Annotated in this window: 24 protein-coding genes and 1 riboswitch; of the genes, 11 read left to right on the top strand and 13 right to left on the bottom strand. The window is 67.7% G+C overall.

Annotated features, from left to right (window positions below):
- Nucleotides 1-14: 14 nt before the first annotated feature.
- Genes AC4AMJ_RS17765 through AC4AMJ_RS17755 form a run of 3 tightly spaced genes read left to right on the top strand, consistent with a single transcriptional unit; the run spans nt 15 to nt 1,470 of the window.
- Nucleotides 15-512, top strand: a complete 498-nt coding sequence (locus tag AC4AMJ_RS17765; protein WP_489899710.1) for a MogA/MoaB family molybdenum cofactor biosynthesis protein — start codon at nt 15-17, stop codon at nt 510-512.
- Nucleotides 512-964: a molybdenum cofactor biosynthesis protein MoaE gene (locus AC4AMJ_RS17760; RefSeq protein WP_489899711.1), complete on the top strand. Its 453-nt coding sequence runs from the start codon at nt 512-514 to the stop codon at nt 962-964. The genes AC4AMJ_RS17765 and AC4AMJ_RS17760 overlap by 1 nt, the downstream gene beginning before the upstream one ends.
- Complete coding sequence (locus tag AC4AMJ_RS17755; protein ID WP_489913647.1) at nt 964-1,470, top strand: DUF6328 family protein; 507 nt, start codon at nt 964-966, stop codon at nt 1,468-1,470. The genes AC4AMJ_RS17760 and AC4AMJ_RS17755 overlap by 1 nt, the downstream gene beginning before the upstream one ends.
- Before the next feature lie 474 nt (nt 1,471-1,944).
- Here AC4AMJ_RS17755 and AC4AMJ_RS17750 read toward each other — a convergent pair whose 3' ends face one another.
- The 5 genes from AC4AMJ_RS17750 to AC4AMJ_RS17730 all read right to left on the bottom strand — a co-directional run bounded on the left by AC4AMJ_RS17750 (nt 1,945) and on the right by AC4AMJ_RS17730 (nt 5,128).
- Nucleotides 1,945-2,589, bottom strand: coding sequence for a transglycosylase family protein (locus AC4AMJ_RS17750; RefSeq protein WP_489913645.1), 645 nt, complete (start codon nt 2,587-2,589; stop codon nt 1,945-1,947).
- 7 nt (nt 2,590-2,596) lie between these two features.
- A riboswitch (cyclic di-AMP (ydaO/yuaA leader) is annotated at nt 2,597-2,781 on the bottom strand.
- A 252-nt stretch (nt 2,782-3,033) separates the two neighbouring features.
- Nucleotides 3,034-3,282, bottom strand: coding sequence for a MoaD/ThiS family protein (locus AC4AMJ_RS17745; protein ID WP_489913643.1), 249 nt, complete (start codon nt 3,280-3,282; stop codon nt 3,034-3,036).
- 6 nt (nt 3,283-3,288) lie between these two features.
- Complete coding sequence (gene moaA, locus AC4AMJ_RS17740) at nt 3,289-4,377, bottom strand: GTP 3',8-cyclase MoaA (protein ID WP_489913642.1); 1,089 nt, start codon at nt 4,375-4,377, stop codon at nt 3,289-3,291.
- Nucleotides 4,374-4,916, bottom strand: coding sequence for a flavin reductase family protein (locus tag AC4AMJ_RS17735; protein WP_489918459.1), 543 nt, complete (start codon nt 4,914-4,916; stop codon nt 4,374-4,376). Before AC4AMJ_RS17735 ends, moaA begins: the two co-directional genes overlap by 4 nt.
- 2 nt (nt 4,917-4,918) lie before the next feature.
- Nucleotides 4,919-5,128 (bottom strand): hypothetical protein, encoded by a 210-nt coding sequence (locus AC4AMJ_RS17730; RefSeq protein WP_489899716.1) that lies wholly within the window; start codon nt 5,126-5,128, stop codon nt 4,919-4,921.
- Between the two features lie 244 nt (nt 5,129-5,372).
- On the opposite strand from AC4AMJ_RS17730, the gene AC4AMJ_RS17725 reads away from it, so the two are divergent.
- Nucleotides 5,373-5,786: a cold-shock protein gene (locus AC4AMJ_RS17725; RefSeq protein ID WP_489900773.1), complete on the top strand. Its 414-nt coding sequence runs from the start codon at nt 5,373-5,375 to the stop codon at nt 5,784-5,786.
- An 18-nt stretch (nt 5,787-5,804) separates the two neighbouring features.
- On the opposite strand, the gene AC4AMJ_RS17720 is transcribed toward AC4AMJ_RS17725, so the two are convergent.
- Nucleotides 5,805-6,356 carry a DUF2771 family protein gene (locus AC4AMJ_RS17720; protein ID WP_489899717.1) on the bottom strand — a complete coding sequence of 184 codons (552 nt, stop codon included), beginning with the start codon at nt 6,354-6,356 and terminating at the stop codon, nt 5,805-5,807.
- 9 nt (nt 6,357-6,365) lie between these two features.
- Nucleotides 6,366-8,381: an MFS transporter gene (locus tag AC4AMJ_RS17715; protein WP_489913640.1), complete on the bottom strand. Its 2,016-nt coding sequence runs from the start codon at nt 8,379-8,381 to the stop codon at nt 6,366-6,368.
- A 105-nt stretch (nt 8,382-8,486) separates the two neighbouring features.
- Here AC4AMJ_RS17715 and AC4AMJ_RS17710 point away from each other — a divergent pair, with 105 nt between their 5' ends.
- Together AC4AMJ_RS17710 and AC4AMJ_RS17705 are read left to right on the top strand one after the other, a co-directional pair.
- Nucleotides 8,487-9,278, top strand: coding sequence for a DUF3027 domain-containing protein (locus AC4AMJ_RS17710; protein WP_489913638.1), 792 nt, complete (start codon nt 8,487-8,489; stop codon nt 9,276-9,278).
- 14 nt (nt 9,279-9,292) lie between these two features.
- Entirely contained in the window at nt 9,293-12,082 is a 2,790-nt protein-coding gene (locus AC4AMJ_RS17705; protein ID WP_489913636.1) for a sacsin N-terminal ATP-binding-like domain-containing protein, read from the top strand.
- On the opposite strand, the gene AC4AMJ_RS17700 is transcribed toward AC4AMJ_RS17705, so the two are convergent.
- A complete protein-coding gene (locus AC4AMJ_RS17700) occupies nt 12,051-12,638 on the bottom strand; it encodes a TetR-type transcription factor C-terminal domain-containing protein (protein ID WP_489913634.1) in 588 nt (195 codons plus the stop codon). The genes AC4AMJ_RS17705 and AC4AMJ_RS17700 overlap by 32 nt on opposite strands.
- A 61-nt stretch (nt 12,639-12,699) precedes the next feature.
- Between AC4AMJ_RS17700 and AC4AMJ_RS17695 the strand changes: the two genes are divergently transcribed.
- Nucleotides 12,700-13,842 carry an acyl-CoA dehydrogenase family protein gene (locus AC4AMJ_RS17695; RefSeq protein WP_489913632.1) on the top strand — a complete coding sequence of 381 codons (1,143 nt, stop codon included), beginning with the start codon at nt 12,700-12,702 and terminating at the stop codon, nt 13,840-13,842.
- A 178-nt stretch (nt 13,843-14,020) separates the two neighbouring features.
- Here the strand turns inward: AC4AMJ_RS17695 and AC4AMJ_RS17690 are convergent, their stop codons facing one another.
- Together AC4AMJ_RS17690 and AC4AMJ_RS17685 are read right to left on the bottom strand one after the other, a co-directional pair.
- Nucleotides 14,021-14,755 carry a hemerythrin domain-containing protein gene (locus tag AC4AMJ_RS17690; protein WP_489913630.1) on the bottom strand — a complete coding sequence of 245 codons (735 nt, stop codon included), beginning with the start codon at nt 14,753-14,755 and terminating at the stop codon, nt 14,021-14,023.
- A 192-nt stretch (nt 14,756-14,947) separates the two neighbouring features.
- The gene (locus AC4AMJ_RS17685; RefSeq protein ID WP_489913628.1) at nt 14,948-17,119 is read right to left on the bottom strand and encodes an MMPL family transporter; all 2,172 of its coding nucleotides are present in this window, start codon (nt 17,117-17,119) and stop codon (nt 14,948-14,950) included.
- Nucleotides 17,120-17,247: 128 nt separating this feature from the next.
- On the opposite strand from AC4AMJ_RS17685, the gene AC4AMJ_RS17680 reads away from it, so the two are divergent.
- From AC4AMJ_RS17680 to AC4AMJ_RS17670, 3 genes are all read left to right on the top strand, one after another.
- Nucleotides 17,248-17,826: a phosphatase PAP2 family protein gene (locus AC4AMJ_RS17680; protein WP_489913626.1), complete on the top strand. Its 579-nt coding sequence runs from the start codon at nt 17,248-17,250 to the stop codon at nt 17,824-17,826.
- Between the two features lie 49 nt (nt 17,827-17,875).
- Nucleotides 17,876-19,126 (top strand): acyl-CoA dehydrogenase family protein, encoded by a 1,251-nt coding sequence (locus tag AC4AMJ_RS17675; RefSeq protein WP_489913624.1) that lies wholly within the window; start codon nt 17,876-17,878, stop codon nt 19,124-19,126.
- Between the two features lie 94 nt (nt 19,127-19,220).
- Nucleotides 19,221-20,297, top strand: coding sequence for a phosphotransferase family protein (locus AC4AMJ_RS17670; RefSeq protein WP_489913622.1), 1,077 nt, complete (start codon nt 19,221-19,223; stop codon nt 20,295-20,297).
- Nucleotides 20,298-20,407: 110 nt separating this feature from the next.
- Here the strand turns inward: AC4AMJ_RS17670 and AC4AMJ_RS17665 are convergent, their stop codons facing one another.
- Nucleotides 20,408-21,256, bottom strand: a complete 849-nt coding sequence (locus tag AC4AMJ_RS17665; protein ID WP_489913620.1) for an alpha/beta fold hydrolase — start codon at nt 21,254-21,256, stop codon at nt 20,408-20,410.
- 72 nt (nt 21,257-21,328) lie between these two features.
- Between AC4AMJ_RS17665 and AC4AMJ_RS17660 the strand changes: the two genes are divergently transcribed.
- Nucleotides 21,329-21,922, top strand: coding sequence for a TetR/AcrR family transcriptional regulator (locus AC4AMJ_RS17660; RefSeq protein WP_489913618.1), 594 nt, complete (start codon nt 21,329-21,331; stop codon nt 21,920-21,922).
- Nucleotides 21,923-22,289: 367 nt separating this feature from the next.
- Here AC4AMJ_RS17660 and AC4AMJ_RS17655 read toward each other — a convergent pair whose 3' ends face one another.
- Both AC4AMJ_RS17655 and AC4AMJ_RS17650 read right to left on the bottom strand, forming a co-directional pair.
- Complete coding sequence (locus AC4AMJ_RS17655; RefSeq protein ID WP_489899860.1) at nt 22,290-22,958, bottom strand: TetR/AcrR family transcriptional regulator; 669 nt, start codon at nt 22,956-22,958, stop codon at nt 22,290-22,292.
- A gap of 31 nt (nt 22,959-22,989) precedes the next feature.
- A complete protein-coding gene (locus AC4AMJ_RS17650; protein ID WP_489913616.1) occupies nt 22,990-24,135 on the bottom strand; it encodes an acyl-CoA dehydrogenase family protein in 1,146 nt (381 codons plus the stop codon).
- Nucleotides 24,136-24,353: the final 218 nt, after the last annotated feature.

Raw genomic sequence — 24,353 nt, 5'->3', positions numbered from 1 at the left:
GAGTGAGTGGCGCCGTGAGTGACGAGTCGGCGAACGCCGGGTCTCGGGTGGCGCGGATCGTCGTTGCGTCGACCCGGGCGAGCCGCGGTGAGTACCCCGATCGCTCGGGCCCCGTCATCAGTGAGTGGCTCACGGCGCGAAGTTTCGTCGTCGAGGAGCACATCGTCGTCTCCGACGGCAAACCTGTGGGTGACGCGATCCGCGCCGGGGTATACGCCGGGGTCGACGTGGTGATCACCACCGGTGGAACGGGACTGACGCCGACCGACCGGACGCCCGAGGAAACCCGGGCTCTGGTCGACTTCGAGATTCCGGGACTCGCCGACGCAGTGCGGTCGGCCGGACTCCCGCAGGTGCCGACCGCGGTGCTGTCCCGCGGTGTGGCCGGAGTGGCGGGCACGACGCTGGTGGTCAACCTGCCGGGGTCGGTCGGTGGGGTACGTGACGGTTTGTCCGTGCTCGACAGCGTGCTGATTCACGCGTTGGATCAGATTCGTGGAGGTGATCATTGATGGTCCGTCCGAATTCTGGTGCGCTTATCGCGCGAGCGCACCTCTCCGACACCGTGATCGGGGTCGCCGAACACGAATCGCTGGTCGCCGAGGCCGCCGATGGCGCGGCCGGCGCGATCGTCGGGTTCACCGGGGCGGTGCGCGACCACGACGACGGACGCACGGTGACCCGACTGTCCTACAGTGCGCACCCGACCGCTCAGCAGGTGCTCGAGGAGGTCGTCGCGGAGGTGATCGACGCCGCGCAGGGAGTGCGGGCCGTAGCCGTGTCGCACCGCGTGGGTGATCTCGCGATCGGTGACGTGGCGTTCGTGGTGGCCGTTGCCGCCGACCATCGTCGGGCGGCCTTCGAGACCTGCTCGCGCATGGTCGACGAGGTGAAGGCGCGGTTGCCGGTGTGGAAGCACCAGTTCTTCTCCGACGGCACCGATGAGTGGGTCGGGTCTGCCTGATGACCGCCGGCGACGGCGGTGCCACACCGGACCGTGACCCGGAGCGCAACGAGACGCGGACCCAACAGCTCGATCGGAACTGGGCGAGCCTGCTGCAGGAGCTGCGGGTCGCGCAGACCGGAGTACAGATCCTGACCGGGCTCATGCTGACGATCCCGTTCCAGCAGCGGTTCACCGAACTGAGCGACTTACAGCAGCTGGTCTATCTTGTCAGCCTGGTCTTCTCGGTGCTGTCAGCAGTGATGCTGATCGCGCCGGTGGCGCTGCATCGATTGCTGTTCCGCCAGCACGCGGTCGCCGATCTGGTGGCCAGATCCCATGTGTTCGCGCTAATCGGGCTGGGCTTTCTCGGCCTGGCGATGACAGGGGTGCTCTCGCTGATCTTCAGCGTCGTGCTCGGCACGGCGGCCGCGGTGGTCGCGGGCACGACCACACTGCTGGTGTTCGTGGTGATCTGGGTGATCCTGCCGATGCGCGAGCGACGTCGCTCCGGCGACGTCAACTGACCCACGGGGACCGACCTCACCACCCGGTCTTGAGCCGTCACCACCCCGGTCCCTGAGAACATCCGAGCGCTACCACCCGGTCCCTGAGGAAGCTCCTGGCCGGCGTTACCACCCTGAGAACATCCGAGCGCTACCACCGGTCCCTGAGGGAGCTCCTGGCCGGCGTTACCACCCCGGTCCCTGAGGAGCCTCCGAGCCGGCGTTACCACCCCGGTCCCTGAGGAGCCTCCGAGCCTGCGAGGATGCGTCACGAAGGGCCCCTTCGTGACACCCCTCCGCTGGCGCTCCGGGGTTCCTCAGGGATCGGGGAACACCCGTCCGCTGGCGCTCCGGGGTTCCTCAGGGATCGGGGAACACCCCTCCGCTGGATCTCCGGCCTACCCCGGAAATGGACAAGGGCCCCGCACGGGCTCATGGCCATCGTGCGGGGCCCTTCGACTGTGGGCCCGTATGGGCTGGTGTCAGCTACTGCGCTCAGGGAGTGGGCAGCTGATCCTTGTGCTGGTTGAACAGCTTGATCTGATCCGGGGTGAGCTCGTAGCCGCTCTGCTTGGCGGCCTTCCACAGGTTCTCGACCTCGGGGTTGATCTTGTTGTTCTCGACGGCCTGGCCGAGCGCCTTGTCGATCTGCGTCTTCACGTCGTTGGTGGTCTTGGCCTCAGGAGTGGTCGACCAATTGAACGGCGCAGGCAGGGTGGGCAGCTGCGGCAGAGCCGGCTTCTGGACGGCCGGAGCGGTGCGCTGGGTGGCGCCGGACAGGCCCGTGCCACAGACCGGCCATGCTCCCTTGCCCTGCGAGGCGAGAACGCGCTCGGCGACGACGATCTGCTGTTCGCGGGTGGCCTGGTCGGCGCTCGGCGCGAACTGGGTGCCGCCGTGTCCGGCCCAGGTGCTCGGGCTGAACTGCAGGCCGCCCTGGTAGCCGTTGCCGGTGTTGATGGCCCAGTTGCCGCCCGACTCACACTGGGCGACCTGGTTCCACTCGGCGTCGGTGGCTGCGTTCGCCGAGCCGGTGCCCAGTAGTGCCGCACCGCCGCCCAGGACGGCGCCGGTGAGGGCGACCTTTGCGAAGGTCTTGGTGGTCGTGGTGGTCGACGGTTTGCGGTGACGTCCGGACATAGCTGGTATTTCCTCTCTCCACGCGCCTACGAAGTCAGCTGTCGGGTTCGGGCGAGAGGTGCCCGGTCTCGGCGCGACGTGAACGTCACGCCGGGACTTAACCCCAAGGGCGTCGGTCTGACGCCCGGATCTCTGTTCGGGAGGTGGGTCCCCCGTCCTCGCTCCTAGATGTCGTACTGGCGTCCCTGGCGGCGGAGCGAGGTTCGGCGCGGTCGCCGGGACGGTATGCATTTGGTTACTTGCTTGTGACCCCCCATGGGCGTCGTTCAGTCACACTACGACGTCTGGCACCACGAATCACGTTGTTGGCAAGCCCATTTTCCGCGCCCGAGTTGGGCTTTCGACCCAGTTTTGGCGTCGTGCCTGATCACGGGTCGATAGTCGACTTGTGTCCTTCTCGTGACCGATCCGTTATGTGAGGAAGGTCACAACAGGATTGTGGTCTCAGCCACCCGCAAACGGCGGCAACACGTCGAGGGTTTCGCAGCGACCCAGTCGGGCGGTGCGGTCGCAGAGTGCGACCGAATCGCGCAGATACGAGCAGCGGGCGAGGACCCGCGCGAGATCGGCGTCGCCGGACGCCAGGAGAGTCTCGAGTTCGCCGAGAGTGACGTCGGCGTCGAGCTCGACGACCGTGGATTCGGTCCCGGCGGCCGCGCGCGCGGCAGCGAAGAATCGGACGGTGAGTTGCACGGGTCGTCAGCCCCCGATGGCCGACATCGGCCGGGTCGGTTGGTGGAATCCGGGATCGTTGACGCCGTGGCCGGCCTTCTTGACCCACGTGTTGCCGCGCCATCGCTGGGCGATCGCGACGTCGAGCTCATCGTCGGGAAGTCCGCTGCGCAGAAGCGAACGCAGGTCCGTCTCCGATTCGGCGAACAGGCAGTTCCGCAACTCGCCGTCGGCGGTCAGCCGGGTGCGATCGCAGTCGCCGCAGAAGGGGCGCGTGACCGAAGCGATGACGCCGACCCGTGCCGGCTCGCCGTCGACGTCGTACCCCTCCACCAGCCATGTCGCGGCGGGGGCGCTGCCCCGGGGGCGAGGATCGGGGAGCAGGGTGAAGCGCGATGTCAGCGCCGCGAGGATCTCGTCGGCGGTCACCATCGACGACCGGTCCCACTGATGGTCGGCGTCGAGGGGCATCTGCTCGATGATGCGCAGCTGATATCCGTGTTCGAGGCAGAAGAGCAGCAGATCGGGCAGCCGCGGGAGATCTTCGTGGCCCGCGAGGACCGCATTGACCTTGACGGGCAGGCCGGCGCGGTGCGCCGCGGCCATTCCCATCACGACATTGTCGAGGCGGTCGCGGCGGGTGATCTCGGCGAACCGATCCCGGTCCACGGTGTCGAGCGACACATTCACCCGGTTCAGACCGGCGGCCACCAGACCGTCGATGCGTCGGGCGAGTCCGAGTCCGTTGGTCGTCATCGCGATCTCGGGCCGGGCGGGCAACGCCGAGACAGTGCTGATCAGCTGCTCGAGATCGCGTCGGAGTAGCGGTTCCCCACCGGTGAAGCGAATCGATCGGATACCGAGGTCGCGGACCGCAACGGTGATCACCCGTTCCAGTTCCGCGGTCGTGAGCACTTCGTCGGTGGGCAACCACTGCAGCCCTTCGGCCGGCATGCAGTAGGTGCACCGCAGATTGCATCGATCCGTCACCGACACCCGCAGGTCGGTCACGATGCGTCCGAAGCGGTCCCGCAGCGGGCCGCTGGTCGGTGCGTCGGCGACCGCACCGGGGTCGGGTGACGGGGTGGTCGGCAGGCCGAGGGCGACGATGGTCATGAGCCGTTCCTGAGTGCTTCGAGCGATCGGAACGTACTGGCATGGAAGACGAGCGGCTCCACGTCGGGATCGCAACGCAGGGCCTCGATGCGCAGCAGGACCAGGGTGTGGTCGCCCGCCGGGATCTCGTTGTACAGCGAGCAGGAGAGGCCGGCGGCGGCGTCCGGGATGAACACGGCTCCGTCGTCGGTGCGCGACGGCGTGATGCCGTCGAATCGTGTCTCGCTCGGACCGGCGAGCTGACGGCAGAGGGCGGATTGGTCGCGGGCGAACACGCTGACACCGATTGCGGGGGCTTCCCGAAGCCGCGGCCACGTGGTGGAGCTGTTCTGCACGCATAGTGACACCAGCGGCGGATCGAGCGAGACCGTGGTGAAGGCGCTCGCGGCCATCCCGGCCAGTTCGGCGGTCCCGTTGTGGCCGGCGAGATGGCAGGCGACCGCGACGACGCCGGACGGAAAGCAGCTGTACGCGCGTTTGAGAGTGGCGGAATCCTGCGCCGACGTGAGATCGCCGGCGAGTGGGAGCGCAGCGTCGATGCTCACCGCACCCTCCGGCCCGACCGCAAGGCGAAGATGAGACCCAACACGAACCCGAGGGGTGCGCACATCGTCAGCACGTAGACGACCGTGGGTGCCGTGCCACCGTCGGTGACGATGGGCGTCACGAACAGGGCCACGATCGCCGCCAGTCCGACGGCGAAGACGATCACGGCTGCCTGCAGCAGTCGTGGGGACGGTCCGCGCTTCATGCTTCCACGGTAGATCACACCGCTGATGCCTGGAGGGTGCCTGGTCCTTTGGGTGCGGTGCTGGTGGGGTATTCCATGTGACCGGGCGCAGATCGGTTGGCTAGACTGAATGCTCATAGGCGCCTCTGCTCATCTGATGTGGAGCCGGGCCCGCGATGGGGCCAGCTGTTGATCAGGTGAGGGGCGCTTTTGTCATGACACGTCCGAAATGCAGATTTCCGAAATACAGATGAGGGTGAGCACAGTGCCGACCGGCAAGGTGAAGTGGTACGACGCGGAAAAGGGCTTCGGCTTCCTCGCGCAGGAGAACGGCGAGGACGTCTATGTCCGCTCGTCCGCGTTGCCCGCGGGCGTGGAGACGCTCAAGCCGGGCCAGCGCGTCGAGTTCGGGATGGCTGCGGGCCGTCGCGGACCGCAGGCCTTGAAGGTGGCTGTGCTCGAGCCGGCGCCCAGCGTCGCGAAGAACACCCGCGAGGCGGCGCGTAAAGATGTCAAGCGGCACACTCCGGATGAACTGCACGGCATGGTGGCCGACCTCATCACGCTGCTCGAGGGCACCGTGCAGCCGGAACTGCGCAAGGGGCGCTATCCCGATCGCAAGACCTCGCAGCGGATCTCCGAGGTGGTGCGCGCGGTCACCCGCGAACTCGAGCACTGAGCTCGGTTCGCCGACGTCTCAGCCGTCCTGCGGTCCCGGTAACCGAAGGTTGTCCGGGGCCGTGTCGGCGGCGAGATAGCCCCGGGCGATCACATTCTGGGTCTGACTGTCGGAGATGGCCGACGGCAACTGAACCTCGATGTTGACCAGAATGCGCTCGGGGGTGGAGTGCAGCATCGTCGTATAGGTGGAACCCGACCTCATCGGTACCGACGTGCCCTCGAGTCCCTGCGGCGTCAGGTACTGGACCACCAGATTCCACGGCCACTCGGCGATGTCCTGGGACACCGACAGAACCGCGGATTCACCGACCGGGACCGGTACCCGCTGGACGCGGATGTCGGCGGGATTCGAGGGCTCGCACTCCTTGAGGAACACGGTGCACATCAGCGTCGGGTCGACGCGGACGAGCTGATCTCCGACGGCGATCTGCAGATATGGATCGTCGTCTGAGCCGTCCCCGGACCAGTGGTCCTTGGTCAGCACCGCGACCGTCACGCCGACGACAACGACGAACGCGACGATCACCGCCGCGATGATGGCGAGCGCCTTCTTCTCTCCACTGGTCACGTTCACCGTTCAGGGCCGTCCTGTGCGATTGGGTTTGGTGGGTGGGGTACCCCGGTCATCGGTCTGCGGTTGCGGCGGAGCCTCGCGGTGCGCGCGGGCCATGCGGGTCGGTGCCTCCGACGGTGACCGGTGTGAGCGCCGGCGGAGGCGATCGGTGTCACCGAGGGCGGGGATGGCGATCGTCGGCTCGGCATAGTCGGGGCGTTGTCCACCGATACCCGGCACCAGCGACGATCCGCGATTGGTCAACACGGTCTGCACCAGCCCAATGCCCAGCAGCACCGAGACGACGGTGAACCCTATCCACAGCGTGGTCGGCAGCACCACACCGAGCGTGGCACCGAAGACCCAGCCGAGTTGGAGCACCGTCTCGGACCGGCCGAACGCCGACGCCCGCGACTCCTCGGGCAGGTCGTCCTGGATCGAGGAGTCCAGGCACACCTTGCCGATCGCGCTCGTGCCGGAGGCGACGAATGCGGCGAGCGTGGCGATCATGATGTTGCCGAAGATGGCCGCGAGGACCGCGGCAACGAAGCACGCAGCGGTGGACCACACCACGATCATCGGCGGATTCTTCAGCTCAAGGCGGGTGCCCAGACCGTTGCCCAGCATGTTGCCCGCGCCGGCCGCGGCGCCGACGGCGCCGAGCAACGCCAGCTGGGTCCAGTCGGAATGCACATCCTGCTGGGCCTTGGCATAGAACGCGATGTAGAGCGTGAGGAATCCGGTCAGGATGCGGATGGTCGCGTTGCCCCACAGCCCCGCGACGACCTTGCGGCCCAAGGGCTGGCGCATCTTCTGGGCGAGGGCGGTGGCGGTCTCGCGCGCCCCCTTGAGCCCGCTCCCACCACCCGAGTCGTGGTCCGGGGCGTGCGACATCGCACGCTCGCCGTGGTAGGTCAGGGTCGTCGGGATCTCGCCCTCGGTGACCTCCACCCAGGACGGGATGCGCATGCACAAGTACGCACCGACCGCGGCGATCACCGCCAGCCAGGCCATCGCGCCCGGAATGTGGATGGGCAGCACCTTGGCCAGCAGCAGTTCGAAGAACGCTGCCACACCGCCACCCACGATGGTGCCGCCGATCAGGCCGAAGGTGGTCAGGCGTGAGTTCACCCGGGGCAGGTCGATGGACGGGGGCACCACCCGTGGCGTGACGGCCGACTTGAGCACCCCGAACGATTTCGACAACACCAGCAGACCCAGCGCCGACGGGTAGAGCACCCACGGGTCGTACTGGAGTTGCTGTGTCGCGCCATCCCATGACGAGTTCGCCAGGATGAGCAGCGCGAGCACCACCCGCAGGCCGAAGGTCGTGGCCATCGCGATCCGGCGGCCATGTTGCAGGCGGTCGAGCAAAGGCCCGATCAGTGGAGCGATCAAGGCGAAGGGCGCGATCGTCAGGGCGAGGTAGAGGCCGACGTTGGTCTTGGACTCACCGGTCGCCGCGGCGAAGAACAACGTGTTGGCCAGCGCGACGGCCATGGCGGCATCGACGGCGAAGTTCGCGATGACCGGCAGGGTCAGGGCCGTCAGCCCCGAGCGGTCGGCGCCGTCGGCGGTGGCCGCCTGATAGATCTTGCCGATGCCCCGGCCGGTGAGTTGGCGACTGCGCATGGCGGCGACCCGGGCGACGGTGATCTTCTTCGGCATCGACGGGTCGGTGGGCGCGGTCGACGGCATCTTCCTGGTGCCGCCGACGCGCCCGGTGGGTGCGTCGCCCGGTGCCGGATGTCGCTGGTCATCCGTCTGCTCGCCGTCGAGCGGCGGCAGGTGAGGGTTGTGTGTCCGCGGGGGCAGGTAGGCGTGGTCGCCGTGTCCACGCGAGGTGCCCCGTCCGGTCGGCCGTCCGGAACGACCCTGGTCGGCCGGGTAATTCGCCGTTCCCGGATGCTGCGCGGGACTACGCCGGCCGTCGCCTCCGGTGGCATCGCGACCCGGGTCACGGGGACCCGGAGCCCACGGGTCGGGCGCCGACGGTCCACCGTTGTCCCGGCGGGGGGAGTGGGGACTGGGTCGGTTCACACCGCCAATTGTTCCTCATCGCACCGACTCGCTCTCGGTACGGTCGCCACCTGCAAAAGGGCGGGTCGGTGCCACCGGCGCCCGGTCGTGTTGCACACTTGATGGGTGACTCTTGCATTCGATGGTGACCGGCTGCTCACCGCGATCGACGTCGCGCGCACTGCGCTCGTCGAGGACGGTCAGCGACCCGGGACGCACCTGGAGAGCACCCCTGAGGGTGAATGGGCCGTTGCCCACTATTTCGAGGCGGACCTCGCGGGGTACCGCGGCTGGCAGTGGTGCGTCGTGCTCGCCGGTGCGCCGGGCAGCGACGAGATCACCGTCAGCGAGATCGTCCTTTTGCCGGGGGAGGGTTCGCTGCTCGCGCCGAACTGGGTGCCCTGGAATGAGCGGCTGGTCGCCGGCGACCTGTCTCCGGGCGATGTGCTCGCCGCCGAGCCCACCGATCCACGGCTCGTGCCGAATCAGATCGACACCGGCGACGAGTTCCACATTCCCACTGACGAGTTCGATCCCGACGACATCGGCCAGATCGCCGGTGACCTCGGCCTCGGACGTCGGCGCCTGCTCAGTGCGGAAGGGCGCGACGACGCGGCCCAGCGCTGGCACGACGGAGAGTTCGGCCCTAACAGCGAGATGGCCGCCGCAGCGCTGCACAACTGCGTGACATGCGGCTTTTACCTTCCGCTCGCCGGCGCACTGCGGCCCGCGTTCGGTGTGTGCGCGAACGAGTACTCGGCGGATGGGCACGTGGTGGCCGCCGACTACGGTTGCGGAGCCCACTCCGACATGACCGCTCCACAAGGTGACGGATCACCCGCGTACGACGCCTACGACGACGGCGCTCTCGAGATCGTCCGGGTCACCGCCAACGCGGGCGGGGAAGCGACCTCCTGAGCGAGACCGCGCACGTGTCCGAACCCGACCCCTTCGGACTCGGCGACCTTCGCGCCGCGACATTGTCCGGATGGCGCTCATCGCGCACCCGATATCTCGAAGACGCCGTGGCCGAGCAGGATCTGGTCACCATCGGATACCGGGACCGGCTCTTCACCGAACTGGTCGCCAACGCTGCCGACGCCGCCGCGATGGCCGGATCGCCCGGACGTGTCGCCATCTGGTCCGACGGGCAGGTGCTGCACGTCGCCAACACCGGTGCGCCACTGTCTGTCGAGGGCGTGCGCTCACTTCTCTCCCTGAGGGTCTCGGCCAAATCCGACTCCGTCGGAGCATCGAGTGTGGGCCGCTTCGGCGTCGGTTTCACCGCGGCCGCCACCGTCGCGGACCGTGTGGAGGTGCGGTCGACGACCGGCTCGGTGCTGTTCGATCGCGCCCGGACCGCACAGGTGGTGGCGGAGATCGGCGCCGACGCCGCCGCCCGACATCGACCCGACGGACCTCGACCGCCTCTGCTCCGGCTGGGATGGCCCACAGCCACCGCCCCCGCGGCCGGGTACGACACCGAGATCGTCCTGGATCTGCGCGATGACATCGACGCCGAGCCGATGGTGTCGTCGGCGCGGGCGCAGGCGGTGGATCTGCTCCTCGAACTCGCCGGGTTGGGCCAGATCGAGTTCGCCGACACGACATTCACGATCGATCGGAACGTCGGGGACGCCGAACGCGCGCAACACCTCACAATCCACGCCGTCGCGTCGGACGGTACCGAGTCGATGCACTGGGTCCAGGCCGCCAGTGGCGGGACCCGTTGGTTGGTCGAGGTCGACAGCGCCGGGCACCTCGCCGAGCGTCGCAGTGCGTTGCGTGCCGGTGTGCTCCGCGCGCCGACGCCCACCGACATCGAACTGTCCGTGCCGGCCGTCTGCATCACCGACGTGCCGTTGACGCCGGATCGTCGACACCTTCACCCCGACGCCGACATTGCTTCGGCGGCAATGGGTTATGCGGAACTGATGGCCGCTCTCCCGCCCGCCGGGCGGCCGTTGCTGATCCCTGTTCCCGCGCGGACCCGCAACCGCGACGACGCGATCCTCACCGAGGCGGTCATCGAGCATTTACGGGACGCCGCATGGCTTCCGGGCGCGTCGGGTGGGGATCTCATCCCGAGCCGATCGGTGGTCGTGGCGGATCTGACCACGGAGTTGGCCGACGTGTTGGCCCCGCTCATGGGCGATCTCGCGCATCCGGACGTCTCCGAACGTCGTCTGATCGGCAGGCTGCAGAGCGTCGGCGTCACCCCCATCGGACTGGCCGAGCTCGCCGAACGCCTCGTCGGGACCGAACGCGAGATGTCGTGGTGGCATGATCTGTACGCGGCGCTGTCGCCGTTGGTCACCACCGCCGCCGACGCGGAAGAGCTGGGCGCCCTGCCGATCCCGCGGTCCGACGGCCGGATGAACTTCGGCGCCCGTGGGCTGTTCGTCACCGCCGGCATCGACACCACGATCGGCTGGATTCCCACCGTGGACCCGATCGCCCGGCACGCGTTGATCGAACGGCTGGGCGCCGCAGCAATTTCCGTGTCGGATGCACTGGCCGAGCCGGCTCTGCGTCGGCTTCTGGAGGAGGCCGACGACGAGGAACTCGAGGTGACGGCGGTCGAGGTGTTCGCTCTGCTCGCGGCGGACCCGGATGCGTCGGCGCCGGAGTGGTTGTCGGGTTTGCCGGTGCCGGACGAGGAGGGGGAACTCCGGGCCGCCGACGAACTGCTCCTCCCCGACAGTCCGCTCGCGGCCGTCCTGGTCGACGACGCCCCGTTCGGTGTGGTGTCTGCTGAACTCGTCACCCGGGTCGGTGCCGACGTGCTGCGCCGGATCGGGGTCGGCTGGGGTTTCCTCACCGTCGTCGACGATCTCCCGGTCGGTCCCGATCACGATCTTCCCGACGAGGAGCAGTGGTGGGAGACTTTCGTCGAACCGCCGGAATCCCTTGCTGCCGTTCGTGATCTTGATCTGGTGGACCCGGCTCGTTGGGCGGAGGCGCTGACGCTGCTGGTCACCGACGACGCGACCGCCCCGCTACTGGCCGATCGCGCCGGCTACACGGCCTGGTGGTTGCGGCACCACGCGGTGATCGATGGGCGCCGGCTGGGCTCGTATCGCGCGCCGTCGGACACCTCGGTCGCGGGTGTGCGCGATGTGCTCGATCATCCCCACGCCGACCTGCTGGCCGCCGCGTTGGGCGGAATCGAGGTCGAGACCGCGGGGGATGCCGACACCCTGCTCGCCCATCTCGGAGACCCCGCACGTGCGATCAGCCCGGGCGTCGCGGCGAGTGTTCATGCGGCGGTTGTCGCGGCGGTCCGGCGTGAGGTCTTCGAGTCGACGGAACTCACTGTCCCGCAGCGTGTCCGGACGGCATCGGGCGCAGCGGTGGAACGGGCCCTGGTCCTCGACCGGCCGTGGCTGATCCAGGTCCTCGGGCCCGTCGAGACGGCGGTGTGCGGCACTGCCGCCGACGCCGACGACGCGCTGGTCCTCGCCGACGTTCTCGACCTGGCGACGGCGAGTGAAGAACTCCAGACCCAGGTGCGCGGCGAAGGCGACCCGGCGACATGGACATGCACCGAGGCGGTCCTGTTCGCCACGCTGTGGGGCCGCGACGTCGGACATGGTGAGATCCGATTGCACGACGACCTGTGGGTTCGGGTGCGCCGCAACGGAACGGATCGCGGTGTCGTGGTGCAGTGGTGGGTGGACGACCGCGGGATCACCCACCTGCCGCGTCGATCCCCGTCGTGAGTATCGACGCCAGCTGACGGTAGGCGGCGGCATCGTCGAGGCCGGTGATGGCGGCCACCTCGCGCCGCTGGATGCGACTCATCATCGATGCCGCGAGATCCGCGGCGAACGCCGCGTCGACGTCGCGGAACTCTCCGGTCGCGACACCGTCGGTGATGATCTCCTGTACCCGGTGCGCCGCCGCTGCCGTGTTCTGTTCGTAGAGCGCACGAGTGGGCTCGAAGGCGTGGAGATCGGTCATGAACGCCGCTGATGCCGGGGTGAGCGCATCGCCGACCGCGACCAGATAGGTGATCACCCGCTCGCGCGCCGTCGAAGCGCCGGCCAGCTCCGATTCGACCTGAGCGGTCGCGGCGCGGAAGAAGTGCGTGACGGTCTTGACGACGAGTTGCTCCTTGCTGCCGGCCAGCGTGTAGAGCGTCGACTTGGAGCACCGCAGGCGCGACGCCAGTTCGGCGACACCCAGATGTGCGAAGCCCTCGGCGAGGAGGAGCGCGAGGAGTCCGTCGAACAGATCCCCGCGACGTTGCGTGCCGAAGCCGGTGGTCTCACCCATGCGATCCATAGTACTGTGAGAAGTACTTCAGTACTGATACATATCCCTCGGAGGTTCCTTCATGCCGGTCGATCGACTGCTACCCAGCGATGAGGCCCACGATCTCATCGCGCTTACCAGGGATTTCGCGGACAAGCGCCTGGCCCCGATCGTCGACGAGTACGAGAAGGCGGAGAAGTACCCTGACGGTCTGTTCGCCGAGATGGGCGAGGCCGGACTGCTCGGATTGCCATATCCGGTCCAATGGGATGGCGGCGGTCAGCCCTACGAGGTGTATCTGCAGGTGCTCGAGGAGCTCGGTGCGCGCTGGGCTGCCGTGGCCGTCGCGGTCAGCGTGCATGGGCTCGCCTGCCATCCGCTGTTCAACTTCGGTACCGACGAGCAGAAGCAACGGTGGCTGCCGGATCTGCTGAACGGCCGGCTCGTCGGCGCGTACAGCCTGTCCGAGCCCCAGGCGGGGTCGGATGCGGCCGCGCTCGCGTGCAAGGCCGTCGCCGTTGAAGACGGCTATCGGATCAATGGGTCGAAGGCCTGGATCACGCATGGTGGCATCGCCGACGTCTACAACCTCTTCGCGCGGACCGGCGAGGGGTCGAAGGGGGTGAGCTGCTTCCTGGTTCCCCGCGACACCGACGGCCTCACCTTCGGTAAACCCGAGGAGAAGATGGGCCTGCACGCGGTGCCCACCACCTCGGCGACCTACGACGACGCACTCATCGACACCGATCGTCGGCTGGGCGCCGACGGTGAGGGCCTCACGATCGCCTTCTCTGCGCTGGACTCCGGACGCCTGGGCATCGCCGCGGTGGCCACCGGGCTGGCCCAATCCGCCCTGGATGCTGCCGTCGACTATGCACAGGAGCGAACTGCGTTCGGACGCAAGATCATCGACCATCAGGGATTATGCTTCCTGCTCGCCGACATGGCGGCCGCGGTGGATTCCGCGCGGGCGACGTACCTGGACGCCGCCCGGCGCCGCGACGCCGGCCGGCCCTACTCCCGTGCGGCGGCGACCGCCAAACTCGTTGCCACCGACGCGGCGATGAAGGTCACCACGGATGCGGTGCAGGTGCTCGGCGGCTACGGCTACACCCGCGACTTCCGGGTCGAGCGCTATATGCGCGAAGCCAAGATCACCCAGATCTTCGAGGGCACCAACCAGATTCAACGCCTCGTGATCGGACGATCGCTGGCCTCGCGCTGACGTTGCGGCGCCGGGCCCGGTCGTGCCGAATGGTCCCCAACCACCCTGACGGCACCTCGACCGCTGGTTGAGTAGGTCGAGGCGCCAGCCGAGGCCGTATCGAAGCCTGGTGAGTCGATCTCGATACGCCGTCTCGCTGCCGCTCGCGGCTACTCGATCACCGGGGGCCGAACCCTCCTCAGATCGCGGCGTCCGGATCGTAGCGGAACGCGCGGCGCTCGCCGGCGCCGAAACGGCGTGACCCGAGCTTCGCGATCAGGAAGACGGGCATCGGCACGCGACTCTTCAGCGCCTGGCGCGCCTCGTCGTCGAGCCCTTTGATGGCCCAGGGGGCGATGCGGAACATGTCGGTGAACGTGTTGTCCTCGCCGAACTTCTTCTCCAGCTCCGCCCAGTCGTCGGCACTCAGATACTTCTGCACCAGGGCCAGCGCGTCGGTCTCCTCGTGTTCCAGATGGGCGGCCAAGTGCTCCTGCGTCCGGGTCAGGACCGAGGAGAGGATGTCTCGTGCCGTGGCGTCCGCGTTCGACATCTGCGCGAAGCCCTCGTCACAGGCCTCGAGGAGAGGGTCGATCAGGCTGTGCTCGGCCTCCATCGCGTCGAGCACCTCACGTTCGGCTTCCGTGCAGCGCGAGGCGAGCAGCGGCCACAACCAGGCGTCCTCGCCCTCGTGATGGTGGTGCAGGGTCTCGCGGAACAGTGCCCAGCGGTCCTGCAGCGCGCGCCAGGTCGCGTAGTCGGGGACCGGGGTGCGCGGCACCGACCGCGCGAACTGGGCGAGATCGCGCCGGAAGGCGTGGTGCATCAGGTACATCATGAACGGATCGACCGGCCCTTCGGGGGCTGCGGTCTGTCCGGGCAGGCGGACCTGTTCGACGGTGGTGGGGACGGTGGAGGTGTTGGTGACGGTCATCTGATTTCCTAGCTCGAGGTTGGGGGGATCTGTCCTCATCAGGTTCGCGCCGAGCGCTTGAGGCTGACTTGGAGCGCACTTGTGGCCGGCACGGGGCCGGGTGAGAACAACGGAATCCAACCGGCACGGCTGCAGCGTGGGAGAGGGCGGATCGCGCTCCTCTCCCACGCTGCAGCGGGGTGACCGGTGGGGTCAGGCCAGGGCCGGTTCCGATTCGCGTTCGGGTTCCGGCGAATCATCCGGCTCGGGTGTGTCGTCGTCGCCCTCGATCCCGATCTCGGGCAGCACCCGGTCGAGCCAGGCCGGCAGCCACCAGTTGAACCGTCCGAGCAGCGACATCGTGGCCGGAACCAGGACCATCCGGATGAGGGTGGCGTCCAGGAACACCGCGACCGCCATACCGAGGCCGAGCATCTTGAGCATCACGTCGGTCTCGGTGGCGAAGCTGATGAACACCGCGACCATGATCGCCGCAGCGGTCGTGATCACCCGACCGGTCTTCGCGAGGCCGGTGATCACACTGGCGCGGGCGTCGCCGGTGGCCAGCCATTCCTCCCGGATGCGGGATAGCAGGAACACCTCGTAGTCCATCGACAGGCCGAACAGGATGGCGAAGATGAGGATCGGCACCCAACTCGACACGGCGACCGCATGATCCACGCCGAGCAGCGACAGGCCCCAGCCCCACTGGAACACCATCGTGAGTACACCGAAGGCGGCGGCGACCGACAGCAGATTCATGAATGCGGCCTTGATGGGGATGACGACGGACCGGAAGATCACCGTCAGCAACAGCACGGACGCCGCGACGACGAAGCCGATCACCACCCACAACCGCTTGGCCAGCATGGTGGAGATGTCGTCGAGATATGCGGTGTAGCCGGTCAGGATCGCGTCGCCGGGGAGGGTGGCGCGGATGTCGTCGAGCACGGCCGGCGTCGACGGATCGGCGGGGTCGTAGGCGATGGTCACCGGAACCATGGCCAGTGCTCCGTCCGGGGATTCGGTGACCGGCGCGACGGCCGCCACTCCGGGCAGTCGACCGACCGCCGAGACGGCGTTCGACAGCTGCGCGGCGTCGACCTGATCGGTCGGTGCCACGATCATGACCTCGGCGTTGGCGCCGGCGCCGAACTCGGTGGCGAGCAGGTCGTGCGCTTTGCGTGTGGTCAGTTCACTGGACTGGGCACCCGAGTCGTGCGGCCAGGTCCGCATCGCCAGGGCCGGTGCCGCGAGGGCGATCATGACGATCATCGCGATCAGGATCGCCACAATGGGCCGGGCCCCGATGCGGGCGGCCCATCGAGCGGTGAGCGGGACGCGGTCCGGCTGGGAGCTCGTGTCGATTGCACCGGGCCGGTCGGCCTTGCGGGCCTTGCGGGGAATGATCCGGCGACCCGCGAGCCGGCACAGCGCGGGCACCACGACCAGTGTTGCCGCCAGCATAGCGATCACCGCGATGGCGGTCGCGAACCCGAACGACGAGTAGGTCGCGAGCCCGGCGAGGCGCAGCCCCATCAGCGACACCAGCACGGTGGTGGCGGCGAAGACGGCCGATCGTCCTGCTGTCGCCACCGATCGTGCGGCGGCCTCGACCGGGTCGTGGCCGCGGCGCAGGTACTCGACGTGGCGGCTGACCACAAGCAGTGCATAGTCGATCCCGACGCCGAGTCCGACCATGCTGGCGACCATCGGCGCCGACGGGCTCACGTCGATGAACGCGGCGAGAATCGTGACGCCTGTGGAGCCGGCGATCAGTCCGGCGATCGCCGAGGCGATCGGCAGGCCGGCGGCGAGCACGGAGCCGAACGCGAAGACCATGATCAGCAGCGCCAAGGTGATACCGATGATCTCGGCGTGACCCTTGATCGGCGCTGCCGCCGTCTCGGGCTGCGATCCGTTCATCTCCACCTGCACGCCGTCGGCACGGATCGGTGCGATCGCGTCCTCCAGTGCGCTGGCGTCACCCATCAGGTCCGGGTCGGTTTCGGGGACGTCGTAGCCGACATAGAGCACCGCGGTGTCCTTGTCGGCGCTCTGGCGTGGCCCGCTGACCGATGCGACGTGCGGCATCTCGTCGAGGCGACCACGGAGTTCGGCGATCGTCGACGGCGCGAGCTCGCCCCGATCGGAGTGGACGACGACGTTCGCAAATGCGTTGCCGGCGCCGGGCACGTGATCGCGGAGCAGTTCGATGCCGTCCTGGGATCTGGTCCCGGGGACGTCCCAGTTCTCCCGGGTCTCACCGCCGAGGGCCGACGAGATGCCGATCAGAACGGCGAGCGCCAGCACGAAGCCGACGAGGGCGCGGATCGGATGGGCCGCGGTCGCGTGCCCGATCCGGTAGAGCAAGGTGGTCTTCATGGGGTTCCTTCTGGGTCGAATGGCGTGATGCTTCTGACCGTTAGGGTGGAATCCATGACTTGTGGCCGGCTTGGGCATGACTTGGGGCCCAGCGCGGCACGGCGATGTCAGGGCGTCGACCAGTGCTGATGAGCCCGAACGGGCTGGACCGGGCGATCACCGATGCCGTGGTCGGGGCCCGCGACGACGTCCTCACCTCGATCGCTCAGGTCATCACCGCGACGGGCAACACCCTGGTGCTCAGCACGATAGTGCTGGTCGCGGTGATCGGTCTCCTCGCGCGTCGGCGGTATCCGGAGGCGGTGATGGTCGGGCTCGGCTACGCGACCGGGTACGCCGCGATGGTGATCCTCAAGCACGTCATCGCCCGCCCGCGTCCTCCGGTTGTCGACCGGTTACTCGACATCGACACCTACTCGTTTCCGTCCGGTCACGCGATGATGAGCACCATCGTCTTCGGGCTGGTGGCCGTGGCCGCCTACCGGGTGAGCCCGTGGGTTCGGGCGCATCCGGTGGTCCTCGTCATCGCGCCGATGTGGGCTGTCGCGATCGGCTGCACACGCGTCTACCTGGGTGTGCATTGGACGACCGACGTCGTCGCCGGATGGCTGATCGGCGCCGCCTGGGTCGCGGCATGCGCCTGGCTGTGCCGGCGGTGGGCGCCCAGGCGCCGAACATCATCCACGTCGGAGCCCGTTGGCCGGTGAGAGCCGCCAAACGACCGCACGCGTGCAGATCCGCACGTTAACGTCGGGTATGGATTTCGCCCCGTCCGCCCGCTCGGCCGATCTCGCCGAACGCGTACGCACGTTCATCGCCGACGAACTCACTCCGGTCGAGGCCGACATCCACCACGACATCGCACGCCGCCATGAACGCGGCGAGGACCGGTGGACCCCGCCGCCGATTCTGGCCGAACTCAAGACCAAGGCACGCGCGGCCGGACTGTGGAATCTGTTCCTGCCCAAGGAACATGCCGGGCGCTACGCCGCGGACTTCGGGACCGACGGCGGTGCGGGCCTGAGCAACCTCGACTATGCGCCCGTCGCGGAGGCGATGGGGTCGTCGATGCTCGCGCCGCTGGTCTTCAACTGCAACGCCCCCGATACCGGCAACATGGAGGTGCTGCTGCGCTACGGCTCCGACGAGCAACGCAGCCGGTGGCTGGAACCGTTGCTGACCGGGGAGATCCGCAGCGCATTCTGCATGACCGAGCCGGCGGTGGCGTCGTCGGACGCCACCAACATGGCCGCGACCGTGATCCCCGACGGCGACGACGTGGTCGTCAACGGGACGAAATGGTTTTCCACCGGCGTCGGCAATCCCGACTGCAAGATCCTGATCTTCATGGGCGTCACCAACCCGGACGCGGATCGGCATTCACGGCACACCATGGTGCTGGTCCCGATGGACACGCCAGGGGTGAGGATCGACCGGATGCTCACCACCATGGGATATTTCGACGAACCGCTCGGGCACGGCGAGGTGTCCTTCGACGACGTCCGGGTCCCCGTGTCGAACATCCTCCTCGGCCCCGGACGTGCTTTCGAGATCGCGCAGGGCCGGCTGGGGCCCGGCCGCGTTCACCACTGCATGCGCGCCATCGGCCTCGCCGAGCGTGCGCTCGAACTGGGTGTCCGCAGATCACTGGACCGGACGGCGTTCGGCCGTCCGCTGGCGAAACTGGGCGGTAACAGCGAACGCATCGCCGATGCCCGGATCGCCATCAATCGATCGCGGCTACTCGTCCTGCATGCCGCGTGGCTGCTCGACCAGGGACTCGGCCGCGAGGCCCTCTCCGCCGTGAGCGAGATCAAGGTCGACGTGCCGAACATGGCGCTGGATGTGATCGACCTGGCGATCCAGCTGCACGGCGGTGCCGGGCTGACCGATGACTTCCCGCTGGCCGCCGCGTGGGTCGGCGCCCGGTCGTTGCGGCTGGCCGACGGCCCCGACGAGGTGCACCGTGGCGTGATCGCGCGGCTGGAACTCGGGAAGTACCGCTGAACCATCCGGTGAGAACGTCGGTGACGGTAGGGGTCATGATGATGCTCGGTGGGCCGCCACGCGTGGTGGATTCGCAGAAGAGGAGAGGACATATATGAGTACTCAGGTCGCGGGCGCACGCGAGGTGCGTGCGGAGGACGCATTCGACGTCGAGGTGGTCGCGCGCTGGCTGCGGGAGCATGCCGACGATGCCACTGGTCTCGACGGAACTCCGCAGGTCAAGCAGTTCTCCGGAGGGGCGTCCAATCTCACCTATCTGCTGACCTATCCGACCCGGGAACTGATCCTGCGCCGCGCGCCCGGCGGGACCAAGGCCCGCGGAGCCCACGACATGGGTCGCGAGTTCCGCATCCAGTCGAAGCTCGCGCCGGTGCTGCCCTACATCGCACCGATGGTGGCGTTCTGCGATGACGACGCGGTCCTCGGCTCGAAGTTCTATGCGATGGGCAAGATCGACGGCATCATCCCCGGCAAGGAATGGCCCGCCGACGTCCCGCTGTCGGCCGAGCAGGCCCGAGCGCTGTGCCTGAACTTCCTGGACACGCTCGTCGAACTGCATTCGGTGGACCCCGAGAAGGCCGGACTCACCGATTTGGGAAAGGGATTCGGGTACGTCCGCCGGCAGGTCGAGGGCTGGTCGACGCGATTCCGCAACGCCCGCACCGACGACGTCCCGGATTACGAGGACGTGATGGTCTGGCTGGCGGAGAACCAGCCCGATGACGTCGCGAACTGCGTGATCCACAACGACTTCAAACTCGACAACGTGGTGTTCTCCGAGGACGACGTCACCAAGGTCATCGGCATCCTGGACTGGGAGATGGCGACCCTGGGTGATCCTCTGATGGATGTCGCCGGGTCGATGGCCTACTGGGTGCAGGCCGATGACGACGAACAGACTCAGCTGATGCGTCGTGTGCCCACCAACCTGCCCGGCATGATCACGCGCGCTGAGTTTGTCGAACACTATTGTGAACGAATGGGTTTCGATATGACCCCGGAGAAGTGGCGGTGGTATGAGGCATTCGGGAAGTTCCGCTTCGCGGTGATCGCGCAGCAGATCTACTACCGCTACTACCACGGGCAGACCACCAACGAGGCGTTCGCGCTCATCGGTCAGTCGGTCGGGGCAGTCGAGGGGAAGCTCAACGCCCTCATCGGTAAGTCCTGAATCGCTGGTCGAGTGGCCCGTTTCGCCGGGGTCGCAAGTCCGCGTCGCTGGTCGAGTAGCCCGAGGCGCTAGCCGAGGGCGTATCGAGACCCGCGCAGATCCTCGGCCCATCACATATGCGCGGTCTCCCGTCGCTCGACCAGAAATGCGCCGATCTGCCGGGCGACCTCGGCGGGTTGATCGAGCATCGACAACACGTGGGCGTCGTCGATCTCTGCGTACCGCGCTCCGGGGATCAGTGCGGCAAGACGCCGTCCGTGGTCGGGCGGCATCACCCGGTTGTCGGCCCAGAGCACCAGCGTGTCGCCGACGAATCGGCGCAGCGCCTCGGTGTCGCGGATCAACTCGTCGCCGACAAAAGTCGTCGCGGTGTACTTCTCCAGATCGCGGCGCACATCTGGACTGGTCAGCGACGGTGCGGTCCATCGGAGAGCGAGCGCGTCCGGGATCGGGCGGCGGGTCATCCAGCCGAACAGCAGCGGCGTCCGGCGTAGCCAGCCGATCCGGATCTGTCGGGCAGCCAACGCGATTCCGCCGGGAAGCTTCGTCGCCAATGTGGCCATGCGACCCGGCAGTCCGGGCGGGAAGTTGTCGAACGCCTCGCAGGGCAGGATCACCATCGCACCCACCCTGTCGTCGCGGCCGATCGCGGTCAGGAACAGGCCGCCGCCCCAGTCGGTGTGCACGATGGTGGCGTCGCGTAGATCGAGGGCCTCGAGGAAGTCGGCAAGCAGATGGACCAACCCGGTGAGTGACAGGTCGGCATCCGGGTTCATGGGTCGTCGGTGGGCGCCCAGTGGCAGCACCGGTCGGAGGTAGCGAAAGCCGGCGGGAAGCAGGGGAAGGGTGGTGTCCCACAGTGATTCGTCCATGAACAGGCCATGCAGCAGCACGACCGGCGGGCCCTCACCGTCGTCGGTGTACTCGACGGGACCGGCAGGTAGGCGAACCTCAGGCATGGCGTCTCCTCGCATGATTAGAACGAACGCTCTAGAACAGTCACTCTAGAGCAATTGTTCTAGTATCGCCATATGCGAACGGACGAGCGGATCACGGTGGCCATGGCCGAGCTGCTGCGTCGCCAGGGTTACGCGGCGACCGGAATCAAGCAGGTGGTCGACGCCGCGGGAGCGCCGATCGGGTCGGTGTACCACCATTTCCCCGGCGGCAAGCGGGCCGTAGCGGAGGCCGCGCTGCGGCAATCCGGCTCCGCGTACGGCGAATTGGTGATATCGCTGCTGGCGCCGTACGACGATCTGGCCGAGGGGATCGAGGCCGCCTTCGCGGCCGCCGCCGAGGACATCGAACAGACCGGATGGGTCAACATGTGCCCGGTCGCCACGGTCGCCGGGGAGGTGGCCGACGCGGAGCCTGAACTGCGGGAGGTGGCTGCCGAGGTGTTCGACTCGTGGATCGTCGGTGGTGCAGCGTTGTTTCGGGAGCGGGGGCTGTCGGCGGACGACGCGAGATCCTTGATCGTCGCGCTCGTGGCCGCACTGGAAGGAGCGTTCGTGCTGGCCCGAACCCTGCGATCGGCGGACCCGCTGACCGCGGCCGGCGGGAGTGTGGCGGCGTACGCGCGGACGATGATGCGTGCGAGCGTGACCCCGGTGCGTGGGGAGTGAGCTTGCTTGCGTGAACCCCGTCCCGCGAGCGTGACCCGATCCCTGAGGAGCGAGCTTGCGAGCGTGACCCGATCCCTGAGGAGCGAGCTTGCGAGCGTGACCCGATCCCTGAGGAGCGAGCCAGCCGAGCGTCACGAAGGGTCGGCCCTTCGTGACGCTCGGCTGGCGCCTCGCTCCTCAGGGACCGGTTGTAGGCTGCTGCGCCTCGCTCCTCAGGGACCGGTTGTAGGCTGCTGCGCCTCGCTCCTCAGGGACCGGTTGTAGGCTGCTGGTGCGATGGATCAGTGGCGTGGGGGCCGGGGCCATATCCGATTTCACGAACACGCTCAAGGGCCCAGTTGTAACTCGCTGCGCTGCTCCGGCGAGTTCAGATCCGGTCGAGGTATTCCTCGAGTTTCTCGGGAACCACCAACGGCGGCAGAGCGAATCGAAGCTGCGCGGCGATGTAGCGGTCCAGCGCGTACTCGGGTGCGAAGTGCCAGTGCTTGAGCGCCCATCCGTGGGCGAGCATCATCAGGTCGAACACCACCAGATCGGCGTCAACCTCGTTCATCAGGCCGGCCTCGACGCCCGCGCTGATCGCGTCACGCATCGGCGCCGACGTCTCGACCTCGAGTTCCTTGATACGTTCGCGCCCCGCGGCATCGAGTGTGCGGCTTTCTCGATAGGTCAGGACAACCGCGTCACGGTTCGCTTCCACGATGGTCGTGTACTGGCGGAAACCCGCGATGAGTCGCATCACCGGATCGTCACCGGCCTCGTCCATGGCGGGCTGCAGTTGATCGCGGAAGGTCTCGAGGATGTCGACGATCGCGGCGAGGAGGATGTCCTCCTTGCTGCCGAAATACTTGTAGAACAGTCCGACGCTGACGTCGGCCTCGTCGGCGAGCGCTTGCATCGACATCTGATGGAAGCCGGTGCGGCCCATGACCGCGACGGCGGCGTCGAGCAGTTGGCGGCGGCGTGAAGACGCGCGCACTGCGCGTACCGCCTCGGCGACGTCGGTCGACGTCGTTGCTCCGGTGCTCCTCGACACCCCGGCACTCCTCGTCACGGCTGCAATCCTCTCAGATACCCAGGTCCTTGGCGACGATGGTCTTCATGATCTCCGTGGTGCCGCCGTAGATCGTCTGAATACGGGCGTCGACGAACGCCCGCGACACCGGATACTCGCGCATGTAGCCGTAACCGCCGTGTAGTTGCAGGCAGCGGTCCGCGGTCCGCACCTGCAGCTCGGTGGCCCACCACTTCAAGCGGGCCGCGCGCGCAGCCGTCAGTTCGCCTGCGACGTGTTCGGCGATGCAGTCGTCGAGGAAGGTCCGGGCGATGTCGAGTTCGGTGGCGAGCTCGGCCAGCACGAACTGGGTGTTCTGGAACGACGAGATCGGCGAGCCGAATGCGGTGCGTTCCTTCACGTAATCCAGTGTGCGCGCGAACGTGCCCTCGGCGGCGGCGACCGCGCCGATCGCCAGCGACAGGCGTTCCTGCGGAAGATTGTGGACGAGTTGGAAAAAGCCCGCACCTTCCTCGCCCAATCGGTTTGCCACCGGTACGCGCATATCGACGAACGACAGCTCGCTGGTGTCCTGGGCGTGCAGCCCGATCTTCTCGAGTTTGCGGCCGCGCTCGAATCCGGGGGTGTTTGCCTCGACGACGAACAGCGTCAGGCCCTTGTGTTTGTCCGGGCCGGTGCGGGTGGCGACGACGAACAGGTCCCCGTTGCGGCCGTTGGAGATGAAGGTCTTCGACCCGTTCACGATGTAATGGTCGCCGTCGCGCACCGCCGATGTCCGGATACCGGTCAGATCGCTGCCGGCGCCGGGTTCGGTCATCGCGATACCGAGGACCGTCTCGCCGGCCACCACGCCCGGGAGCCAGCGGGCCTTCTGCTCGTCGGTGGTCACCTCGACGAGATAGGGCAGCACCACGTCGTTCTGCAGCGAGAAGGCGATCGCTTCGGCGGCCGCGCCGGTCTTGGCGGTCTCCTCGATGACAATGGCGTTGTAGCGGAAGTCGTCGACGCCGGGCCCGCCGAACTCTTCGGGCACCGGAAAGCCCAGCAGACCGTTCTTACCCGCTTCGGTGAACAGGCTTCGATCCCACAGACCCGCCTCCTCCCAGCTCTCGTGTGCCGGGGTGATCTGGTCGGCGACGAACTTCACGACGGTCTCGCGAAAATGCTTGTGCTCGATGTCGTGGGTGAGTGAGGTCATTGGGTTCTCCCTGATGGGCTTGTGGTGGAGGGGGTTTCGATACGCGTCGGGCTCGCTGCGCTCGCTCGTCGCTACTCAACCAGCGGTGGGGTGGCGGGCTCGCTGCGCTCGCTCGTCGCTACTCGACCAGCGGTGGGGTGGCGGGCTCGCTGCGCTCGCGCATCACACTGAAACCAGCGGCGGGGCCCCGCTGGTCGAGTAGCCTCCGAGCCGCCAGG

It is taken from the genome of Gordonia sp. LMA484, assembly GCF_058129505.1.
The sequence above is the reverse complement of the archived record's forward strand: the minus strand, read 5'-3'. Positions and strand labels throughout refer to the sequence as shown.